This is a genomic window from Pokkaliibacter sp. MBI-7 (assembly GCF_029846635.1).
GTDB lineage: Bacteria > Pseudomonadota > Gammaproteobacteria > Pseudomonadales > Balneatricaceae > Pokkaliibacter.
This window is the reverse complement of record NZ_JARVTG010000002.1, coordinates 1,817,451-1,832,171: the sequence shown is the minus strand read 5'-3', so window position 1 is coordinate 1,832,171 and position 14,721 is coordinate 1,817,451. Positions and strand designations below refer to the sequence as shown.

The window sequence follows — 14,721 nt, the reverse complement described above, 5'->3', positions numbered from 1 at the left end:
GCTGAGTTATAAACCGTGGCTGCCATATACGTGGCTGCAGGTGTCGTCAGGATGAAGGTCATCGGTACTGACATCCAGGCGCTCAAGGCCCTCGATAATACCGCAACGGCTGACCGGGCCGTGATTGTCACACTGGCTGCGCAGCAGGCGCAACTGTTCCTGCAGATGCTGTAACTGGGTAATGCGGGCTTCAACATGCTGCAGGTGGTTGTCCAGCAGAACGTCCACCTGCTCACAGGGGCTGTCGGGTTTGTCCTGCAAGGTGACCAGCAGGCGGATTTCTTCCTGTGTCATATCCAGTGCGCGACAGTGCAGAATGAACTGCAAGCGTTTGAGATGCCCCTCCTGATAGACCCGGTAGTTTGCCTGATTGCGGCTGGCGGCAGGCAGCAATCCTTGCTTCTCGTAGTAACGGATGGTCTCTACCGGGCAGCTGGTCAGGCTGGCCAGCTCTCCTATCTTGTATTCCAGCACTGGCTTGTATTCCTCCACTGACCGCGAAGTGGTTGGTTGTCTTCCCATGGTGACGTTCTCTGGTTGTTCCCTTTCGTCTGACGTGATGAAAATCCATTCTGATTTCATCGCTTGACCCTGTAGCAGCTACAGGGTTTTTAATTCCTCCCAGTTGATAATTTCAGATATGCCGACTTTCAAGGAGGGAGCATGGATTTACATCGCCACGATCACGATCACGATCACGATCACGATCACGATCACGATCACGATCACAGCCATTCCCATGGTGCTCATCGTCATCAGGGTGGTGGCTGCGGTTGCCATCATACCGGACAGGATGCTACCGCCGTTGTTGACGAACAGAGTGCGCAGATTCAGGGGCGTTACCAGTATCTGCTGCATATACCTGCACTGGATTGTGCCAATGAAGAAGCACAGATCCGTCACAGCCTGACTGACATGGCGGGCGTGCAGCGGCTGCAATTCGATACTCCGGCAGGCCGGTTGCGCGTACATGCCAGTGAGGACGTGCTTGCCCGGGTGCTGGAGCAGTTGAAGCGCATGGGGTTGCCGGGCAAACCCTTGGCTGATTCAACGGAACAGCCTGCTGCTGCCGCACGCTCAACCTGGGCCGGGCTGCCCAAACTGCTGCTGGCACTGACAGCCGCTGCTACTTCGGAGCTGGTGCACTGGTTTGAATGGGGGCCTTCATGGCTGGCCGCGGGCTTTGCACTGGTTGCTATTGTGCTGTCGGGTCTGTCGACCTACCAAAAGGGCTGGCAGGCCCTGCGTTACGGCAATCTCAGTATCAATGGTCTGATGAGTATTGCTGTGACCGGCGCGGTGTTGATCGGGCAGTGGCCTGAGGCCGCCATGGTCATGACGCTCTATGTTCTCGGGGAATGGATCGAAGCCCGTACTCTGGCCAGCGCCCGTTCTGCTATCGGCAAACTGGTCGCGCTGGTGCCTGAGATGGCGGAGTGTCAGGACGCTTTGGGACAATGGCGGACGGTGCCGGTAAAAAGTGTAGAAGCAGGGCAGACGTTACGGGTGAAGCCGGGTCAGCGCATACCGCTGGATGGCGACATCAGTAAAGGTCAGGGGTCGGTCAATCAGGCCGCCATTACCGGAGAAAGTGAGCCGGTCGCTGTTGCCGAGGGGGATCCGGTGCTGGCCGGTGCGCTTAATGGCGAGTCGACATTGCAGATCCGGGTTTCGCGAACCGCTGACGAGACCCTGCTGGCGAAGATTCTGCGCCGGGTGGAAGAGGCGCAGCACAGTCAGGCGCCAACGCAGACGCTGATTGAGCGCTTCTCACGTATCTATACGCCTGCCGTTGCGGCACTGGCGGTTGTTATGGCGGTGTTGCCACCTTTGCTGGGATGGGGAGGCTGGCTGGAGTGGTGCTATCGGGCACTGGTGTTGCTGGTGATTGCCTGCCCCTGCGCACTGGTTATTTCCACCCCCGTCACCCTGATGAGCGGTATTACCCGCGCCGCCAGAATGGGAGTGATGGTCAAAGGGGGACGCTATCTGGAGGACGCCCGTCATCTGCAACAGCTGGCTCTGGATAAAACCGGCACCATTACGGCCGGGCAGCCTGAAGTGCAGCAGCTTGAAGTCCTTTCCGAGCGTTATCCGCAGGCGCAGATTCATCGCTGGGCCTGGCAGATGGCATCGGCCTCCAGTCACCCGGTCTCTCAGGCTATCACCACCGCATTGTCACCCGCTGGCAGCAGGGCACACGCCGAGGTTACGCAGCTGCCGGGGCAAGGGTTACAGAGCCAGCTGGAAGACGAACAGGGACAGTCTGTCAGCCTGTATCTGGTCAAGCCGCAGTTTGCGCAACAGCGTGGCTTGCTGTCAGCACAACAACAGCAACAGGTAGAGCAGTACTACACAGATGGATGCAGTGTGACGTTGCTGATCACCGACCATGAGGCGTTGCTGCTGTGCAGTGTGCGAGATCCGCTGAAGCCTGGCAGTGCCGATGCCATTCGTCAGTTGCATGAGCTGGGCATCACGACGCTGATGCTGACCGGCGACAATGCGCGCGTGGCCGCGGCCATTGCTGAACAGGCTGGCGTCCAGCGGGTTGAGGCTGACTGTCTGCCTGATGATAAATGGCTGCGTATCAGGGAGTTAGCTCAGCAGGCCCCGGTCGGTATGGTTGGTGATGGCATTAATGATGCGCCGGCTCTGGCCGAAGCCCAGGTGGGGTTCGCGATGGGGAAAGGAGGAACCGACATTGCTGTCGAAACCGCTGATGTCGCACTGATGGACGATGACCTGCGCAAATTGCCTCGTTTTATCAGGCTGTCGCGGTTTACCTTCAGGGTGTTGCAGCAGAATCTTGTACTGGCGATCGGCATCAAGCTGCTGTTTGTGGTGCTGGCGGCACTGGGGATGACATCACTATGGATGGCGGTATTTGCCGATGTCGGCGCCAGTCTGCTGGTGATCGCCAATGGCCTGCGGGTGCTGCGTTATCCGTCCTGATCCAGACAATAATCAGGATATGCAACGGCTGCAATTGCGCCCCATGCGACCATCTGGTAGCGTTCGTCACCTTGTTTGTTTGGCGCCTGATCGCTAGTTGTTATAAGCGTGGCCGATGTTTGTCAGCGTAAACCGACAGACAGCGACAGGTGGACAGTGTTGTGAAGTAGAGGTGTGGATGCAAGGTTCAGATAAAGTGGTGAAAGGGCTCTCCGCTCAGCAGCTGGAAGACTGGCTGGACCAGGCTGGGATTCGCCACGAGCGTTGCGGTGATTGCGATGGCTACCACTTTGCCGAGTTGGAAGCCATGGTGGAGGGAATGGAGTGCCGCCTGTTCTTCGAGCAGGACGTGATTCTGATCTCTACCGAAATGGAGATTCGTCCGGCAGCCATCTTGCCTGCAGTGGCGGAAACGGCGAGGTTGAATATGGAATTTACCAACCTCAAGATCTTCGTGGATCTCAATGATCAGACCATGCCGCATCTGGTAATGGGCGATACCCTGTCGTTGCGGGCGGGCCTGACCTTTGAGCAGTTGCTCAATTTCATTCAGGAAACCCTGAATACTACCCAGCTGGTGATCGAAGACTGCCAGCGCATGGGCTATCTCTACAACGATGAGCAGGAACCTGACACCCTGCACTAGCGTGTTGGAGATCGCCTGATCTCATTGGCAGACATACTGAAAAAGAGCGAGCCCGTGGGTTCGCTCTTTTGCTTTCTGGCCAATTACGCACCCGGAGCGTGAGCATCGTCTTACACGGTGCGCAGAGGCTTGTTGCTGCGTGATCTGATCTGGCTGATCAGCAGGAACAACGCCAGAATGCCGAGCGCGTAGAACATCTGCATTCCCAGTACGCTGAGGGTGATGACACACAGCAGCGTGCTGATGCCCGCCAGCCAGCGCCACACCCCCTGCAGCAGCACCCAGCCTGCCGCCATGCTGAGCAGATAGACCAGAATGAAGTTACCGTTGGCATAGCGAATCAGCTCGGCAATAGAGACACCCTGCCACCACGCCAGCGTGGCAAAACTGCTACAGGTCACAATTACTACCAGTAACGCACGTGCAGGTACGCCATGCTGGTTACGTTGTGCCAGCCCGGCGGGCAGTTTGCCTTCGTCGGCCAGGCTCCAGATCAGGCGGGCAAAGCCTTGTACATAGATGTTGATCGAAGCGAAGCAGGCCAGATAACCAATGACGGCAGCCAGCCACTGCGCTTTGCCTCCCATCAGCCGATCAATCAGATGAGGTAGTGAGGCGCCGTTGGCCTGTTCGTCACCGTAAGTACCGAAGGTCAGTACTGCGACGGAGCAGGCCCAGTACACCAGACCGGCCAGCAGCACACCGATCAGCAGTGCCAGAGGAAAGTCGCGCTGCGGATTTTTAAATTCCTCGCCCATGTGGGCAAAGGCCTCAATACCGACGAAACACCAGAACATTACGGCCAGCGCTGCAGGAATGCTGTGCCAGTCGACTCCGGCGGTCGGTAGCAGTGGCTGCTGCTGGGCGGGGAGATCACCAGCCCACCACAATGACGCGACCGTGGCCACAATCAATACGGCTATGGCAGTCTGAATCAACCCGGATGCTTTGGCAGGGCGCTGCCCGAGCAACCCCATCAGGCCCAGCGTCCCCAGTTGAATCAGCAGCACCATGGCGGGTGACAGGTCGAACAGGGCATGCCAGAAACCCGTGGCAATGTTTAGTGCCGCAGGCAGGCCGACCGGGACGACGGCCAGAAAGAGAAAAGCCACACTCTGCTCCATCCGTGCGCCAAAGGCCCGGCCGATCAGATGTGGTGCGCCGCCCGCATGGGGGAAACGCTTACCCAGCTGCGCAAAGGTGAAGGCGATGGGCAGCACCAGTGCGATCAGCAATAACCAGGCCCACAGTGAAGCCTGTCCGGCGACCGCAGCAGCAACCGCAGGGACAATGAAAATGCCCGTTCCCAGCAGGGAGGTCGTCAGCAGACCTACTCCCTGCAATAGACTCAGTTCTTTATTAAGGCGACTCATGATCAGCACTCACAGGCAGATAGGGCAGAGCTGCAGGGCAAGGTTCCGACCGCAGGGCACAAGGTGGCGAGCCATCGGAAAGATGCGTCTGAGGCGAGTGCTGCTATAGTATTCGCCTCCCTTGATTCTTGCTGCTGACAGACTGTCGGCATTCACCGTCACAATGACGGAAAGTGCCGGCAGACTGACTGCAGCGCGTTTTCAACACCGATCAGCGAAGGAATACCGTGGACAAGTTTGACCAGCACATCATCAGCCTGTTGCGTAACGATGCCCGCATGCCGGTGGCGCAGATCGCCAGAGAGGTCAGTTTGTCCCGCAGTGCCGTCAGTGAGCGTATTCGCCAGCTGGAAGAGCAGGGCATCATCGTCGGCTATCACGCCAAAGTGGCATCTGCTGACAGGGCACAGGTCTGTGCTTATCTGGAGCTGTTCTATGTCGACAGCAAATGTGAGAAGTACGTGACGCTGATGCGTGCCTACCCCGAGATCAAGCGCTGCTGCGCCATCAGTGGAGAAACCGACATGATGGTCTATGTGGAAACCGCCTCCATGGAGCGACTTATCGAGATTCGCAGTGCGGTAGAAAGCTTTCCCAATATGCAGCGGGTCAAGACTCACATGATCATGAAAGAGTGGGAGATGTAGTGGCTCGGCAGATGTGCGGAAGCAGGCAGCAAACGTCTATAAGTCCCTGAAAAGAAAAAATTACTTTCAGGGCTTGCGTGGCAAAACTGGCTGCGTATAATGCGGCCCATCGTCACGCGACAGGATGCGTTTCTGCAGCGGGATGGTGAAATAGGACTATAGCTCAGTTGGTTAGAGCACCACCTTGACATGGTGGGGGTCGCTGGTTCGAGTCCAGTTAGTCCTACCAAATTCTGAAGACAGCCACTACGGGTCAAGCCGGGTGGCTGTTTTTCTTTGTGCGTTTTCTTCTCTCAGCCCATCGCTTTATGGTCAGCCTGCGCTGAACTCGTTAAAGACTTCCATCGCAATTCTCTCGAATGCCACAAACTCCGGCTGGTGCTGAATCTCATCCTTGAACCACAAATACAACGGTCGTGAAATGACGGTTTCAGACAGTGGCTTCAGCTCCACGGTGCGCACAAAATCCCGTGCAGCCACCAATGGCAGGTTGGGCAACACCGCCAGATGCATTCCCTGCGACAACGTTTTCAGCAGCATGACGCCGTCATTCTTGAACACCACCTTGGTGCGCACATTTTTGATGCCACCTGCTGTCAGTAACTCTACTGCCTCCCGAACGAAGGGGGCCGACATGCCTAAACTCAGCCAGTCCGCTGCCTCATAGTCGCGAATACTGATGTCGCTGCGGCCAGCCAGCGGGTGCTGCTCACCACAGTAAATACCAATGTAGTCGTCAGCCAGCAGGCGGCGCTGGATGCCTGCCGGTCGCTGATTGTTCGGTGCCGGCATGATGGCAATATCGTAGCGATCATCCAGCAGCCCATCCCAGGCGGCGGCGGGGGATTCACTGGTGATATTCAGCACGGTGCGTGGCTTTTCAATGCTGACCCGGCGAATGATTTCCGGCGTCAGACCGATGCCAATCAACGGTCCGGTCGCGATGCGTAACTGCTCTCTCAGCCCCAGCTGAAAGCGGGATACCTGCTCGCGGGCTATTTCCATATTGCGCTGAATGGCCCGCCCTTCACGCGCCAGCACTTCACCCATGGAGGTACTCTGCACACCGAAGCGACTGCGGGTAAACAGCTGGGTGCCGGCCTGCATTTCCAGTGTGGCAATAATGCGTGTCAGGGTTGGCTGGGCCACATGCAGATGCTTTGAAGCGGCAGTGATGGAGCCTTTGTCCAGAATCACCGCCAGATACATCAAGTGTTTAGGATCCATACATTTTTGATCGATTGGTGGCTCAAAGCCGTATTTTACATAGCAAAGCCGTCACCGCTACAGTCATAGGCGTCCCACAACAAATACAAGAAGTAGCGGAGGCACTATGAATCGATCTGTGCAATGGCTGAGCCGGGGGCTGGTCAGCCTGACACTGGGCGCCCTGTCTTTTGGTGCGCATGCTGAACACATCAGTATGGAAACCACATCGGCCAGCAGCATCATTGGCATCATTCCGCAAAGTATGGCGGGCTACTGGGCCAAAGCGGGGGTTGATGTACAACTGGCGATGGACCAGACGCTGACCAAGTCACTGCTGAAAATCAGTCGTGGCTCTCTCGACTCTGCAGTCGCTCCCACTCTGGCTTACGAACAGCTGAAGGAGGCCAAAGGCCCTTATGCCAGCATGGGTGAGAAAGCCAGAGAATCTGCAACCAGTGTACGGGCGCTGTTTGGAATGCCCGGCAGCGTCTATCACCCTATCGTCTGGGCCGACTCCGGTATCACATCCTGGCAGGATGCCAAAGGAAAACGCATTTTCATTGGCCCGCCTGCAGGCTCTGCCAATGCCCAGATTACTGCTTTGCTGCAGGCGGCCGGGCTGAAGGAAGGGGAATATGAGGCCATCAAGGCACCCTGGGGAGCGGCCAGTCAGAGTTTTCAGGATGGCCAGAGTGACGTTTACGTCGCCGCCTTGCCACTGGGCTCGCAAACCCTGTCGGAGCTGAGCCTGGCGCGCAAGGTGCACTTTCTCTCGCTGGATGAGGCCCAGGCCAATGCACCCGCTGGCTTTGGCATGACCAGAGCAGTGATTCCTGCCCATACCTACCCCGGTCAGGACAACGATCAAAGTGCCATTACCTGGCAAACGCAGATGATGCTGGTGGTGCGCAAGGATCTTTCCGATGAGGTGGCCTATCAGCTGACCAAAAGCTACTTCGAACACCGACAGGATCTGGCCAGCACCAATGCGCTGCTGGGCCAGCTGGCCGGCATGCAGCCGCTGGAGGGTGTCAGCGCCCCCCTGCATCCCGGAGCCGTGCGTTACTACCGCGAAGCCGGTATCAGCATCCCCGCCGAACTCTTGCCGCAATGACCGGGGGCAGTCAGGTGATGGGTACTTTCCTCAACGAATTCACGCGTAATGCAGGAGGGCTGTGATGCCTTTGCTCGCTTACCGAAATGTTTCTGCCATCCGGGCGGTTGAGTGGCTGACCTCCCTGCTGGGGCTGGTTGTCAGTCTCTATGGTCTGGCCAATGTGATGCCTGCCGTGGGTGATTTCCGTCTGGGGCCGTTTCCCATGGTGTTTTTTCGGGCGACTTTCTTTGCCCTCTGCGCGCTGGTGGTCACGCTGGCGCTGCTGACCCGTCATCGTGACAAGGCGCCGTTTGCCGCCCTGCTCAACATCGCTGGTCTGGTGCTGATGATGGGCCTGCTCTGGTGCTGCTGGTCGTTCTATCAGGTCAGCATTACGCTGGATGATGCCATGTTCCTGTTTGGTTCCGAGCAGATGTGGACTGCACTTGTCGCGGCATCGGCGGCGCTGTTTTTCTGCTGGCGCACCTGGGGAGCGCCGGTCGCACTGCTGGGCGTGTTCGGCATTCTCTATATGGCGACCGGCCCTTACTGGCCGGGCATGCTGCGCACGATCAGCAGCGGGATGGAAGAAACCCTGTCACAGAACCTGCTGTACAGTCTGGATACCGGCATCCTCGGCAGTACCTTTTCCATCGTCATCACCACCGTGTTCCCCTTCATTATCCTCGGTGCTGTGCTGGAAGGGGTGGGAGCGGGGGACTCGATGATCCGGATCGCCTTTAACTGGATGAAGCACACGGCGGGTGGGCCTGCCCATGCCGCGGTGCTGTCTTCGGCACTGTTTGGCACCGTATCGGGCAGTGCCGTCGGCAATGTGGTGGGCACCGGTGTGGTTACCATTCCGATGATCAAGCGTCGCGGCTTCTCCGCCAATTTTGCCGGAGCGGTGGAAGCGGCGGCTTCAACCGGCGGGCAGATTATGCCGCCGATCATGGGGGCAGCAGCGCTGGTTATGGCCGATTTTGCCGGGGTGAACTACCTGACCGTGATGACGGCCATACTGGTCCCTGCCATTGCCTACTATCTCAGTCTGTTTGCCATGATTGTGTATGAAACACGACGCATGGGGATCCGCGTCGATGACCAGCTCAATGCGGGTATTCCTGCACCTGATCGACAGGACTACCTCAATCTCACCCTGATCTTCCTGCCTCTGGCGATCATTGTCGCGCTGCTGGTCATGGGCAATTCACCCTCAGGTGCCTCTATCTCAGCGCTGGCCCTGCTGTTGCCACTGAGTTTTATCAACCCGGCGGTACGCAAAGCGCCACTCCTTCTGCTGCGTTGTCTGTGTGAGGGTGGTAAGACCTTTGCCCAGCTGGTGATGGCTATTGCAGCAGTCAGTATTGTGATTTCGGCGCTTTCGGCGACGGGTGTCCCGGTCAAGTTCGGCATCCTGCTGACCAATGTGATCTCCGACTCGTTACTCGTGTCGCTCGCTATCGCTGCTCTGTGCTGCATCGTCCTGGGCATGGGCATGCCCACTCTGCCTGCCTATGTCACGGTGGCGACCATTGCCATTCCGGCAATGCAGCACCTGGGTCTGGCGCCTCTGACCGCCCATATGTTTGTGTTCTTTATCGCGGTCGGCTCCGCTATCACGCCCCCGGTGGCCATTGCGGCCTTTGCTGCGGCCAGTATTTCCGGTGGTGGGCCCATTGGTACCTCGGTGCAGGCTTCGCGCGTTGGCATCATGATGTTCATCATTCCTTTCGCTTTTGCCTACAACCCGCTGCTGCTGAGCGTTGATCAGGCGGGTGTGGCGTTCGCCTTGCTGCCCTGGCTGTGGCTGCTGGTGAAAGTGCTGGTCGGCATGGTGCTGGTGGCATCGGCCCTGAGCGGTTTTGACCGTCGTCCTCTGAGTGTGGCGGAAATCGGCCTGCGTCTGCTGGCGGCCATCCTGCTGTTTGCGCCCGGATTGCTCTGGGATCAGCTGGGCGTCGCACTGACCCTGCTGGTGCTGTGCTGGCATCACCGTGTTGACTTCAAATTACGTTCGCTGAAAGCGGCTCTGCAAAAATAGAGGCTCCCATCTTATGACCAATATCATCTATATCGTGGCTGACGATCTGGGCTATGCCGATCTGGGCTGCTACGGCGGTCGTCAGGCTCAGTTCGGCAGGGTGTCACCCAATATCGACCGACTGGCCGACGAGGGCATGCTGTTTCTGGAGGGCTATTCCAATTCGCCAGTATGCTCGCCAACGCGCTTTGCCCTGATGACAATGGCCTATCAGTACCGCCTGCGTGGTGCCATGGAGGAGCCCATCAACAGCCGCAGCAAAGGCAGCAGCACACTCGGACTGCCTCCGCATATTGCCACGTTGCCTTCGCAGTTGAAGAAGGCAGGGTACTACACCAGCCTGATTGGCAAATGGCATCTGGGTTATCCACCTCATTTTGGCCCCCGTGCCTCAGGCTACGATGAGTTCTACGGCATCATGGCGGGCGGCGTGGACTACTTCACTCATGTTAGTGGTCGCGGTGATCACGATCTGTGGATCAATGAGGAAGAACACCACGAGATCGGCTATCTCACTGATCTGCTGTCGCAGCGTGCGGTGGCGTTCGTGCAGCGGCGGGCGGCAGCTGCACGCAGCGGTACGCCTTTCTTCCTCAGCCTGCATTACACCGCCCCTCACTGGCCATGGGAAACCCGCGAGGATGGCGACAAAGCTGAGGCTATTTCGACCTCCTTGCCCCATCTGGACGGCGGCAATATCCATACCTACCGCAAGATGATTCACCACATGGATGAAGGCATCGGCCAGCTGATGGCCATGCTCGAGCAGCAGGGGCTGGCAGAAGACACCCTGATTGTCTTTACCAGTGATAACGGTGGAGAGCGCTTCTCTGACAACTGGCCGCTGGTGGGCGGCAAGATGGATCTGACCGAAGGCGGCATCCGGGTACCCTGGATTGCCCGCTGGCCCGCCGTGATCAAAGCGGGCGCGGTCAGCCGGCAGCACTGCATGACCATGGACTGGTCACGTACTCTGCTGGAAGCGGGCGGCGGGCAGATCAACCCCGAATACCCGGTGGATGGTGTCTCACTGCTGCCCGTACTAAAGGGGGACGTAACGCAGTTCGAGCGGCCACTGTTCTGGCGAATGAACCACCGGGATCAGCGGGCGCTGCGGCTGGGAGACTGGAAATACCTGAAAGTGGATGAGCACGAGTATCTGTTCAATATCACCGAAGATGCGCGCGAGCGTGCCAATCAGGCGGCTAATCAGCCAGACAGGCTGCAACAGATGCGTCAGCAGTGGCTGGCCTGGAATAAAACCATGCCGCCTATTCCCACAGATGCAACCGTCAGTCTGGTGTACAACGCCAGCAATATGCCTCAGCGCTAAGCAGGACAGCCGATGCAGACACCTGAACTCAAACCTTTTGCCCGGCTGCGTGTGCTGGTTGAATCACCACAGGAAGTCGGGCCGACTCAGCACGGCGGACGACGGCTGATTCCGATCACCGGCGGTACCGTTGAGGGTAACGGCTGGCGTGCCCGGGTGTTGCCCGGTGGTGCCGACCATCAGCTGATCCTGACGCCGCGTCTGGTCGAGCTGGAAGCGCGCTATATGCTGGAAACCGACAGCGGCGAGCTGATTTATGTGCATAACCGGGCCATCCGGGTAGCCTCGCCGGAGGTGACGGCCAGGCTGGTACGCGACGAACCCGTGGACCCGGCACTGATCTACTTCCGCTGTACCCCGAGTTTTGAAACGGCCTCGCCAGCATTGCAGTGGATCACTGAGCGGCTGTTTATCGGTACCGGCATTCGCAGGCCCGATGCGGTCGAACTGGCCATCTTTGAGGTGAGTTAATGAAGGCGCTCACCACCATAAGCCGTTGCTATGGTGGTGAGCTGTCTGAATGCGGGTTGCCGCCTGTCAGCTGGCGAAGGTCAGGCTGCCTTCCTGCACCCCGGCATTAGCCAGAGCGAAGGTCTTGGCCTCGTCGGCGCTGCTGACATTACGCTGGTAATCGCCACCGCGCCAGCTGGTTGCGCCAGAGGTCTGGCCCTGCACACTGATATTGCTGCCAACATCGGTAAAGTGAGCGTTGCCCTTGTCATCCAGCATGCCGGACAGACTGGCCTGACCACCACCGTTGCGACCGTTCTCGAAGTAGTTCGACTCGGAGAAGATGGTGGCGTTGCTGGCTGCGGTGAAGCCCAGATTAAAGTCGCTGATATGGTTGTTATAGACATCGAACTGGCCGTAGCGCATTAGCCCGGGAGCGCGGACATCGAGATTCTCGAAGTCGTTGTGGGCGATGGTCATGCGCGGATAGCCGGTGTATTTGTCTGCCGCCGCCTGAGTATCTTCAGGGTAGCCGAGGATCAGCCCGTACTCGTTATTTTCAAACTTGGAGTTGGTCAGGCTGACCATATCAGCAGTGCCGCCGACGTAGAGCAGCTTATCCTTGCCGCCCTGATAGTTATCGCCCTTGCTGCCAGTGAAGGTGCTGTGGTCGATCCAGTAGCCCTTGCCCTTGTCGATGTATAACGGAATATCGCCGTTGGCGGTGTACTTGCTGTCGTGAGTGAAATGCAGGTTCTGGAAGATATCGTTGCTGGCCGAGTCACCGCTCTTCAGATAGATGTTATGCAGCTGGTTGTTTTTACCATCGCCCACTATCGTCTTGTTGGCGCCAAACTCCAGATCGGTTTTCTCTGCCGCCGAGATATTACTGCCCAGCTTGATGATTCTGGGCTCATCACCGGCCAGCGCACTTTTCAGCTCACTGACGCTATTGACGGTGACGGTCTCACCGCCCGTGCCGCCGGTGGTTCCCGCCACCTTGGCAAATCCTTCCATACCTGCGGTTGAGCCCACCGCCTGCGTCGAGCTGCTGACTGATGAGGTCTTGGTGGATGACACCTCTTTGCTGCTATCCACCGTGCTGCTGGGGGTGACACTGCTGGGTGCAGCGCTGGCCGTCACGCTGCTGGATTTGTTATCAGTACCCGCGACGCTGGGCGAGCTGGGTGTTGGCGTAGTGCTGGGCGTTGAAGTGGTGTTGGGTGCTGCAGCCAGCGAAGTGGGGGCTGCCGGAGCGGGGGTATCCGATGTCGGGCTGGTGGAGGTCCTGGCTGGCGCATTGCCTGTCTCGGCTGTTTTGGTGACAGGGCTGGTCATGGTTGGGCCAGCATCGCTCTGCTGCTGAGAACGGGGCGCTGAGCCACCACCACTGCCGCCGCCGACAGGGGCTGTGCTCTTGCTGTTGTCGCTGCTGCTGTTGGATGGCTGACCCTGGTTATTGCCCATCAGCATCTTGATCAGATCCTGCAGGATTTGTCGGATCATCTCGCCCAGCGGCTGCATCTCGAACTGATTCTGCTGACCTGCTCCATGGCTGCTTAACGGGTTGCGATTGAACTGCGGCTGGGCCTGACTGCCGCCGCCATAGTCGATAAAGCGTTGCCCGGCCACAGAGCGGTTGGCCGCAGACTGTACTGATGAGCCGCCAGACTGATCAAGCGGCATCCGGTCCTGAAAGGAAATGGAGATATCGACTCTGGCGTTATTGATCGGGTTCATGGTTTTGCCTGCGTATCCGTAGGGGGGCGCCATAGCGGCTGGACTATGCCCTATTGGTGAGACGGCAGGCGGTGGGAGTTCCGTAGGGAAGGGGGCGCTGGGTAAAACTTAAATGAAGAGAAACAACATTATGTGAGCCAGCATAGCTGGCTCATGCACTCCCACTATTTTCTGAAGCGTAATTTTATCCAGCTAAAAATAGTCAGACCGATCAGGCTGATAAGAAAACTAACTACGAGCCAGCTTATAAAAACACCCATTAATGGGCCTGCGTTCATTGTGCAGTCAGCGCTTGAAGATGGGTCACTTACATAGGTGCAGTACTCTCCCATAGGGTTGTGCTGCAAGGCTGCGTAGGTCATATACAGCGATACCGTGGTACTAAAAAAAAGCGAAGCAGTTAGTTTGGTTCTCCATTTCATTTTGTTTTCTTCCATAGCTTCTGCTTGTAGATGGTGGCAGCGCGTGCCCCGTAGTCACTCACCACTTCCTTGCCCAAAAAATTGTATATCGAGGCTATTTTTGCCACTGAAGGGTCAGAAACACGGTCCTGAATTCTTCGTAAAATCAGTGCGCCAATGTCGATATTATTTGCTGTCTGCTCAAGACTGGCTTCGCTTACACCTAAATCCTTCCAATAGGTGTAACTGACGTTCATAGGGAGAATCGTATTGCGCCAGGGATTAATTTTGTCGTAATAGCCGTGAGTCGTTTCCAGATACATGATTGCGCTGATCAGGTCAGGGTCCACATCATGTTTAAGGCATGCCGATTGAATATGGGAAATGTTCGCTTTGGTGACATCGAAATAGCTGAGTTCGATTGCGGGCTCAGAGCCATCAGCTCCGAAATTGTCCGATATGTTAAAAAACGCGGGTGTATTTTCGATAAGGCTTCTATGCCGCTCAGGAGAGTTTTGATAGACGGGTCTGCAGCTATTTTGTGCTCCGTTAGAGTTCTGGCCAAGGCGAGTTTGAGATTTGGGGCTCTTGGGGTAAATAATCGGATACATGGCTGTCCCTATTGATGCCTGTAATGACTGGTGAATTCAAACATTAAGTTCAGCGTCAGGAGAGCGGTGCAATCACACTGCGGATATCCATTCCTGTACATCTCTCGCTGGTGGGTCAGCTTAGGTGACGCAAAAGTCATCTGCAACCCATAGAGCCTAAGCAGACTAGACGTATCATCCCGATTCCCAATCCTGTCTATCCCTGACAAACTACCC

The 14,721-nt window shown here is 57.2% G+C and carries 13 protein-coding genes and 1 tRNA gene; 8 read left to right on the top strand and 6 right to left on the bottom strand.

Annotated elements, in window-relative coordinates; genetic code table 11:
• Window positions 1–6: 6 nt before the first annotated feature.
• Window positions 7–522: a Cd(II)/Pb(II)-responsive transcriptional regulator gene (cadR, locus tag QCD60_RS27925; protein ID WP_279790445.1), complete on the bottom strand. Its 516-nt coding sequence runs from the start codon at window positions 520–522 to the stop codon at window positions 7–9.
• Between the two features lie 141 nt (window positions 523–663).
• Between cadR and QCD60_RS27920 the strand changes: the two genes are divergently transcribed.
• Both QCD60_RS27920 and QCD60_RS27915 read left to right on the top strand, forming a co-directional pair.
• Window positions 664–2,955: a cation-translocating P-type ATPase gene (locus tag QCD60_RS27920; RefSeq protein ID WP_279790443.1), complete on the top strand. Its 2,292-nt coding sequence runs from the start codon at window positions 664–666 to the stop codon at window positions 2,953–2,955.
• Between the two features lie 178 nt (window positions 2,956–3,133).
• On the top strand, window positions 3,134–3,601 hold the full coding sequence (locus QCD60_RS27915; RefSeq protein WP_279790441.1) for a YbjN domain-containing protein: 468 nt from the start codon (window positions 3,134–3,136) through the stop codon (window positions 3,599–3,601).
• Window positions 3,602–3,711: 110 nt separating this feature from the next.
• Here the strand turns inward: QCD60_RS27915 and yjeH are convergent, their stop codons facing one another.
• On the bottom strand, window positions 3,712–4,974 hold the full coding sequence (gene yjeH, locus QCD60_RS27910) for an L-methionine/branched-chain amino acid transporter (protein ID WP_279790439.1): 1,263 nt from the start codon (window positions 4,972–4,974) through the stop codon (window positions 3,712–3,714).
• 227 nt (window positions 4,975–5,201) lie between these two features.
• Here yjeH and QCD60_RS27905 point away from each other — a divergent pair, with 227 nt between their 5' ends.
• Both QCD60_RS27905 and QCD60_RS27900 read left to right on the top strand, forming a co-directional pair.
• Window positions 5,202–5,621 carry an Lrp/AsnC family transcriptional regulator gene (locus QCD60_RS27905; protein ID WP_110185859.1) on the top strand — a complete coding sequence of 140 codons (420 nt, stop codon included), beginning with the start codon at window positions 5,202–5,204 and terminating at the stop codon, window positions 5,619–5,621.
• Between the two features lie 152 nt (window positions 5,622–5,773).
• Window positions 5,774–5,850: transfer RNA gene (locus tag QCD60_RS27900), tRNA-Val, on the top strand.
• 83 nt (window positions 5,851–5,933) lie between these two features.
• Here QCD60_RS27900 and QCD60_RS27895 read toward each other — a convergent pair.
• Complete coding sequence (locus QCD60_RS27895; protein WP_279790436.1) at window positions 5,934–6,848, bottom strand: LysR family transcriptional regulator; 915 nt, start codon at window positions 6,846–6,848, stop codon at window positions 5,934–5,936.
• A 106-nt stretch (window positions 6,849–6,954) separates the two neighbouring features.
• On the opposite strand from QCD60_RS27895, the gene QCD60_RS27890 reads away from it, so the two are divergent.
• The 4 genes from QCD60_RS27890 to QCD60_RS27875 all read left to right on the top strand — a co-directional run bounded on the left by QCD60_RS27890 (window position 6,955) and on the right by QCD60_RS27875 (window position 11,774).
• Window positions 6,955–7,944 (top strand): TAXI family TRAP transporter solute-binding subunit, encoded by a 990-nt coding sequence (locus QCD60_RS27890; protein WP_279790433.1) that lies wholly within the window; start codon window positions 6,955–6,957, stop codon window positions 7,942–7,944.
• 64 nt (window positions 7,945–8,008) lie between these two features.
• Window positions 8,009–9,970, top strand: a complete 1,962-nt coding sequence (locus tag QCD60_RS27885; RefSeq protein WP_279790430.1) for a TRAP transporter fused permease subunit — start codon at window positions 8,009–8,011, stop codon at window positions 9,968–9,970.
• Between the two features lie 13 nt (window positions 9,971–9,983).
• Entirely contained in the window at window positions 9,984–11,303 is a 1,320-nt protein-coding gene (locus QCD60_RS27880; protein WP_279790427.1) for a sulfatase-like hydrolase/transferase, read from the top strand.
• A gap of 12 nt (window positions 11,304–11,315) precedes the next feature.
• Entirely contained in the window at window positions 11,316–11,774 is a 459-nt protein-coding gene (locus QCD60_RS27875) for a DUF3237 domain-containing protein (RefSeq protein ID WP_279790424.1), read from the top strand.
• Between the two features lie 66 nt (window positions 11,775–11,840).
• Here QCD60_RS27875 and QCD60_RS27870 read toward each other — a convergent pair whose 3' ends face one another.
• From QCD60_RS27870 to QCD60_RS27860, 3 genes are all read right to left on the bottom strand, one after another.
• Window positions 11,841–13,493 (bottom strand): hypothetical protein, encoded by a 1,653-nt coding sequence (locus tag QCD60_RS27870; RefSeq protein ID WP_279790421.1) that lies wholly within the window; start codon window positions 13,491–13,493, stop codon window positions 11,841–11,843.
• 164 nt (window positions 13,494–13,657) lie between these two features.
• On the bottom strand, window positions 13,658–13,930 hold the full coding sequence (locus QCD60_RS27865; protein WP_279790419.1) for a hypothetical protein: 273 nt from the start codon (window positions 13,928–13,930) through the stop codon (window positions 13,658–13,660).
• Window positions 13,912–14,505 (bottom strand): hypothetical protein, encoded by a 594-nt coding sequence (locus QCD60_RS27860; RefSeq protein WP_279790417.1) that lies wholly within the window; start codon window positions 14,503–14,505, stop codon window positions 13,912–13,914. The genes QCD60_RS27865 and QCD60_RS27860 overlap by 19 nt, the downstream gene beginning before the upstream one ends.
• Window positions 14,506–14,721 lie beyond the last annotated feature (216 nt).

Bases quoted from the DNA above. Each gene is read 5' to 3' on its own strand.
- cadR (WP_279790445.1), bottom strand. From the start codon at position 522: ATGGGAAGACAACCAACCACTTCGCGGTCAGTGGAGGAATACAAGCCA.
- QCD60_RS27920 (WP_279790443.1), top strand. From the start codon at position 664: ATGGATTTACATCGCCACGATCACGATCACGATCACGATCACGATCAC.
- QCD60_RS27915 (WP_279790441.1), top strand. From the start codon at position 3,134: ATGCAAGGTTCAGATAAAGTGGTGAAAGGGCTCTCCGCTCAGCAGCTG.
- yjeH (WP_279790439.1), bottom strand. From the start codon at position 4,974: ATGAGTCGCCTTAATAAAGAACTGAGTCTATTGCAGGGAGTAGGTCTG.
- QCD60_RS27895 (WP_279790436.1), bottom strand. From the start codon at position 6,848: ATGGATCCTAAACACTTGATGTATCTGGCGGTGATTCTGGACAAAGGC.
- QCD60_RS27890 (WP_279790433.1), top strand. From the start codon at position 6,955: ATGAATCGATCTGTGCAATGGCTGAGCCGGGGGCTGGTCAGCCTGACA.
- QCD60_RS27885 (WP_279790430.1), top strand. From the start codon at position 8,009: ATGCCTTTGCTCGCTTACCGAAATGTTTCTGCCATCCGGGCGGTTGAG.
- QCD60_RS27880 (WP_279790427.1), top strand. From the start codon at position 9,984: ATGACCAATATCATCTATATCGTGGCTGACGATCTGGGCTATGCCGAT.
- QCD60_RS27875 (WP_279790424.1), top strand. From the start codon at position 11,316: ATGCAGACACCTGAACTCAAACCTTTTGCCCGGCTGCGTGTGCTGGTT.
- QCD60_RS27870 (WP_279790421.1), bottom strand. From the start codon at position 13,493: ATGAACCCGATCAATAACGCCAGAGTCGATATCTCCATTTCCTTTCAG.
- QCD60_RS27865 (WP_279790419.1), bottom strand. From the start codon at position 13,930: ATGGAAGAAAACAAAATGAAATGGAGAACCAAACTAACTGCTTCGCTT.
- QCD60_RS27860 (WP_279790417.1), bottom strand. From the start codon at position 14,505: ATGTATCCGATTATTTACCCCAAGAGCCCCAAATCTCAAACTCGCCTT.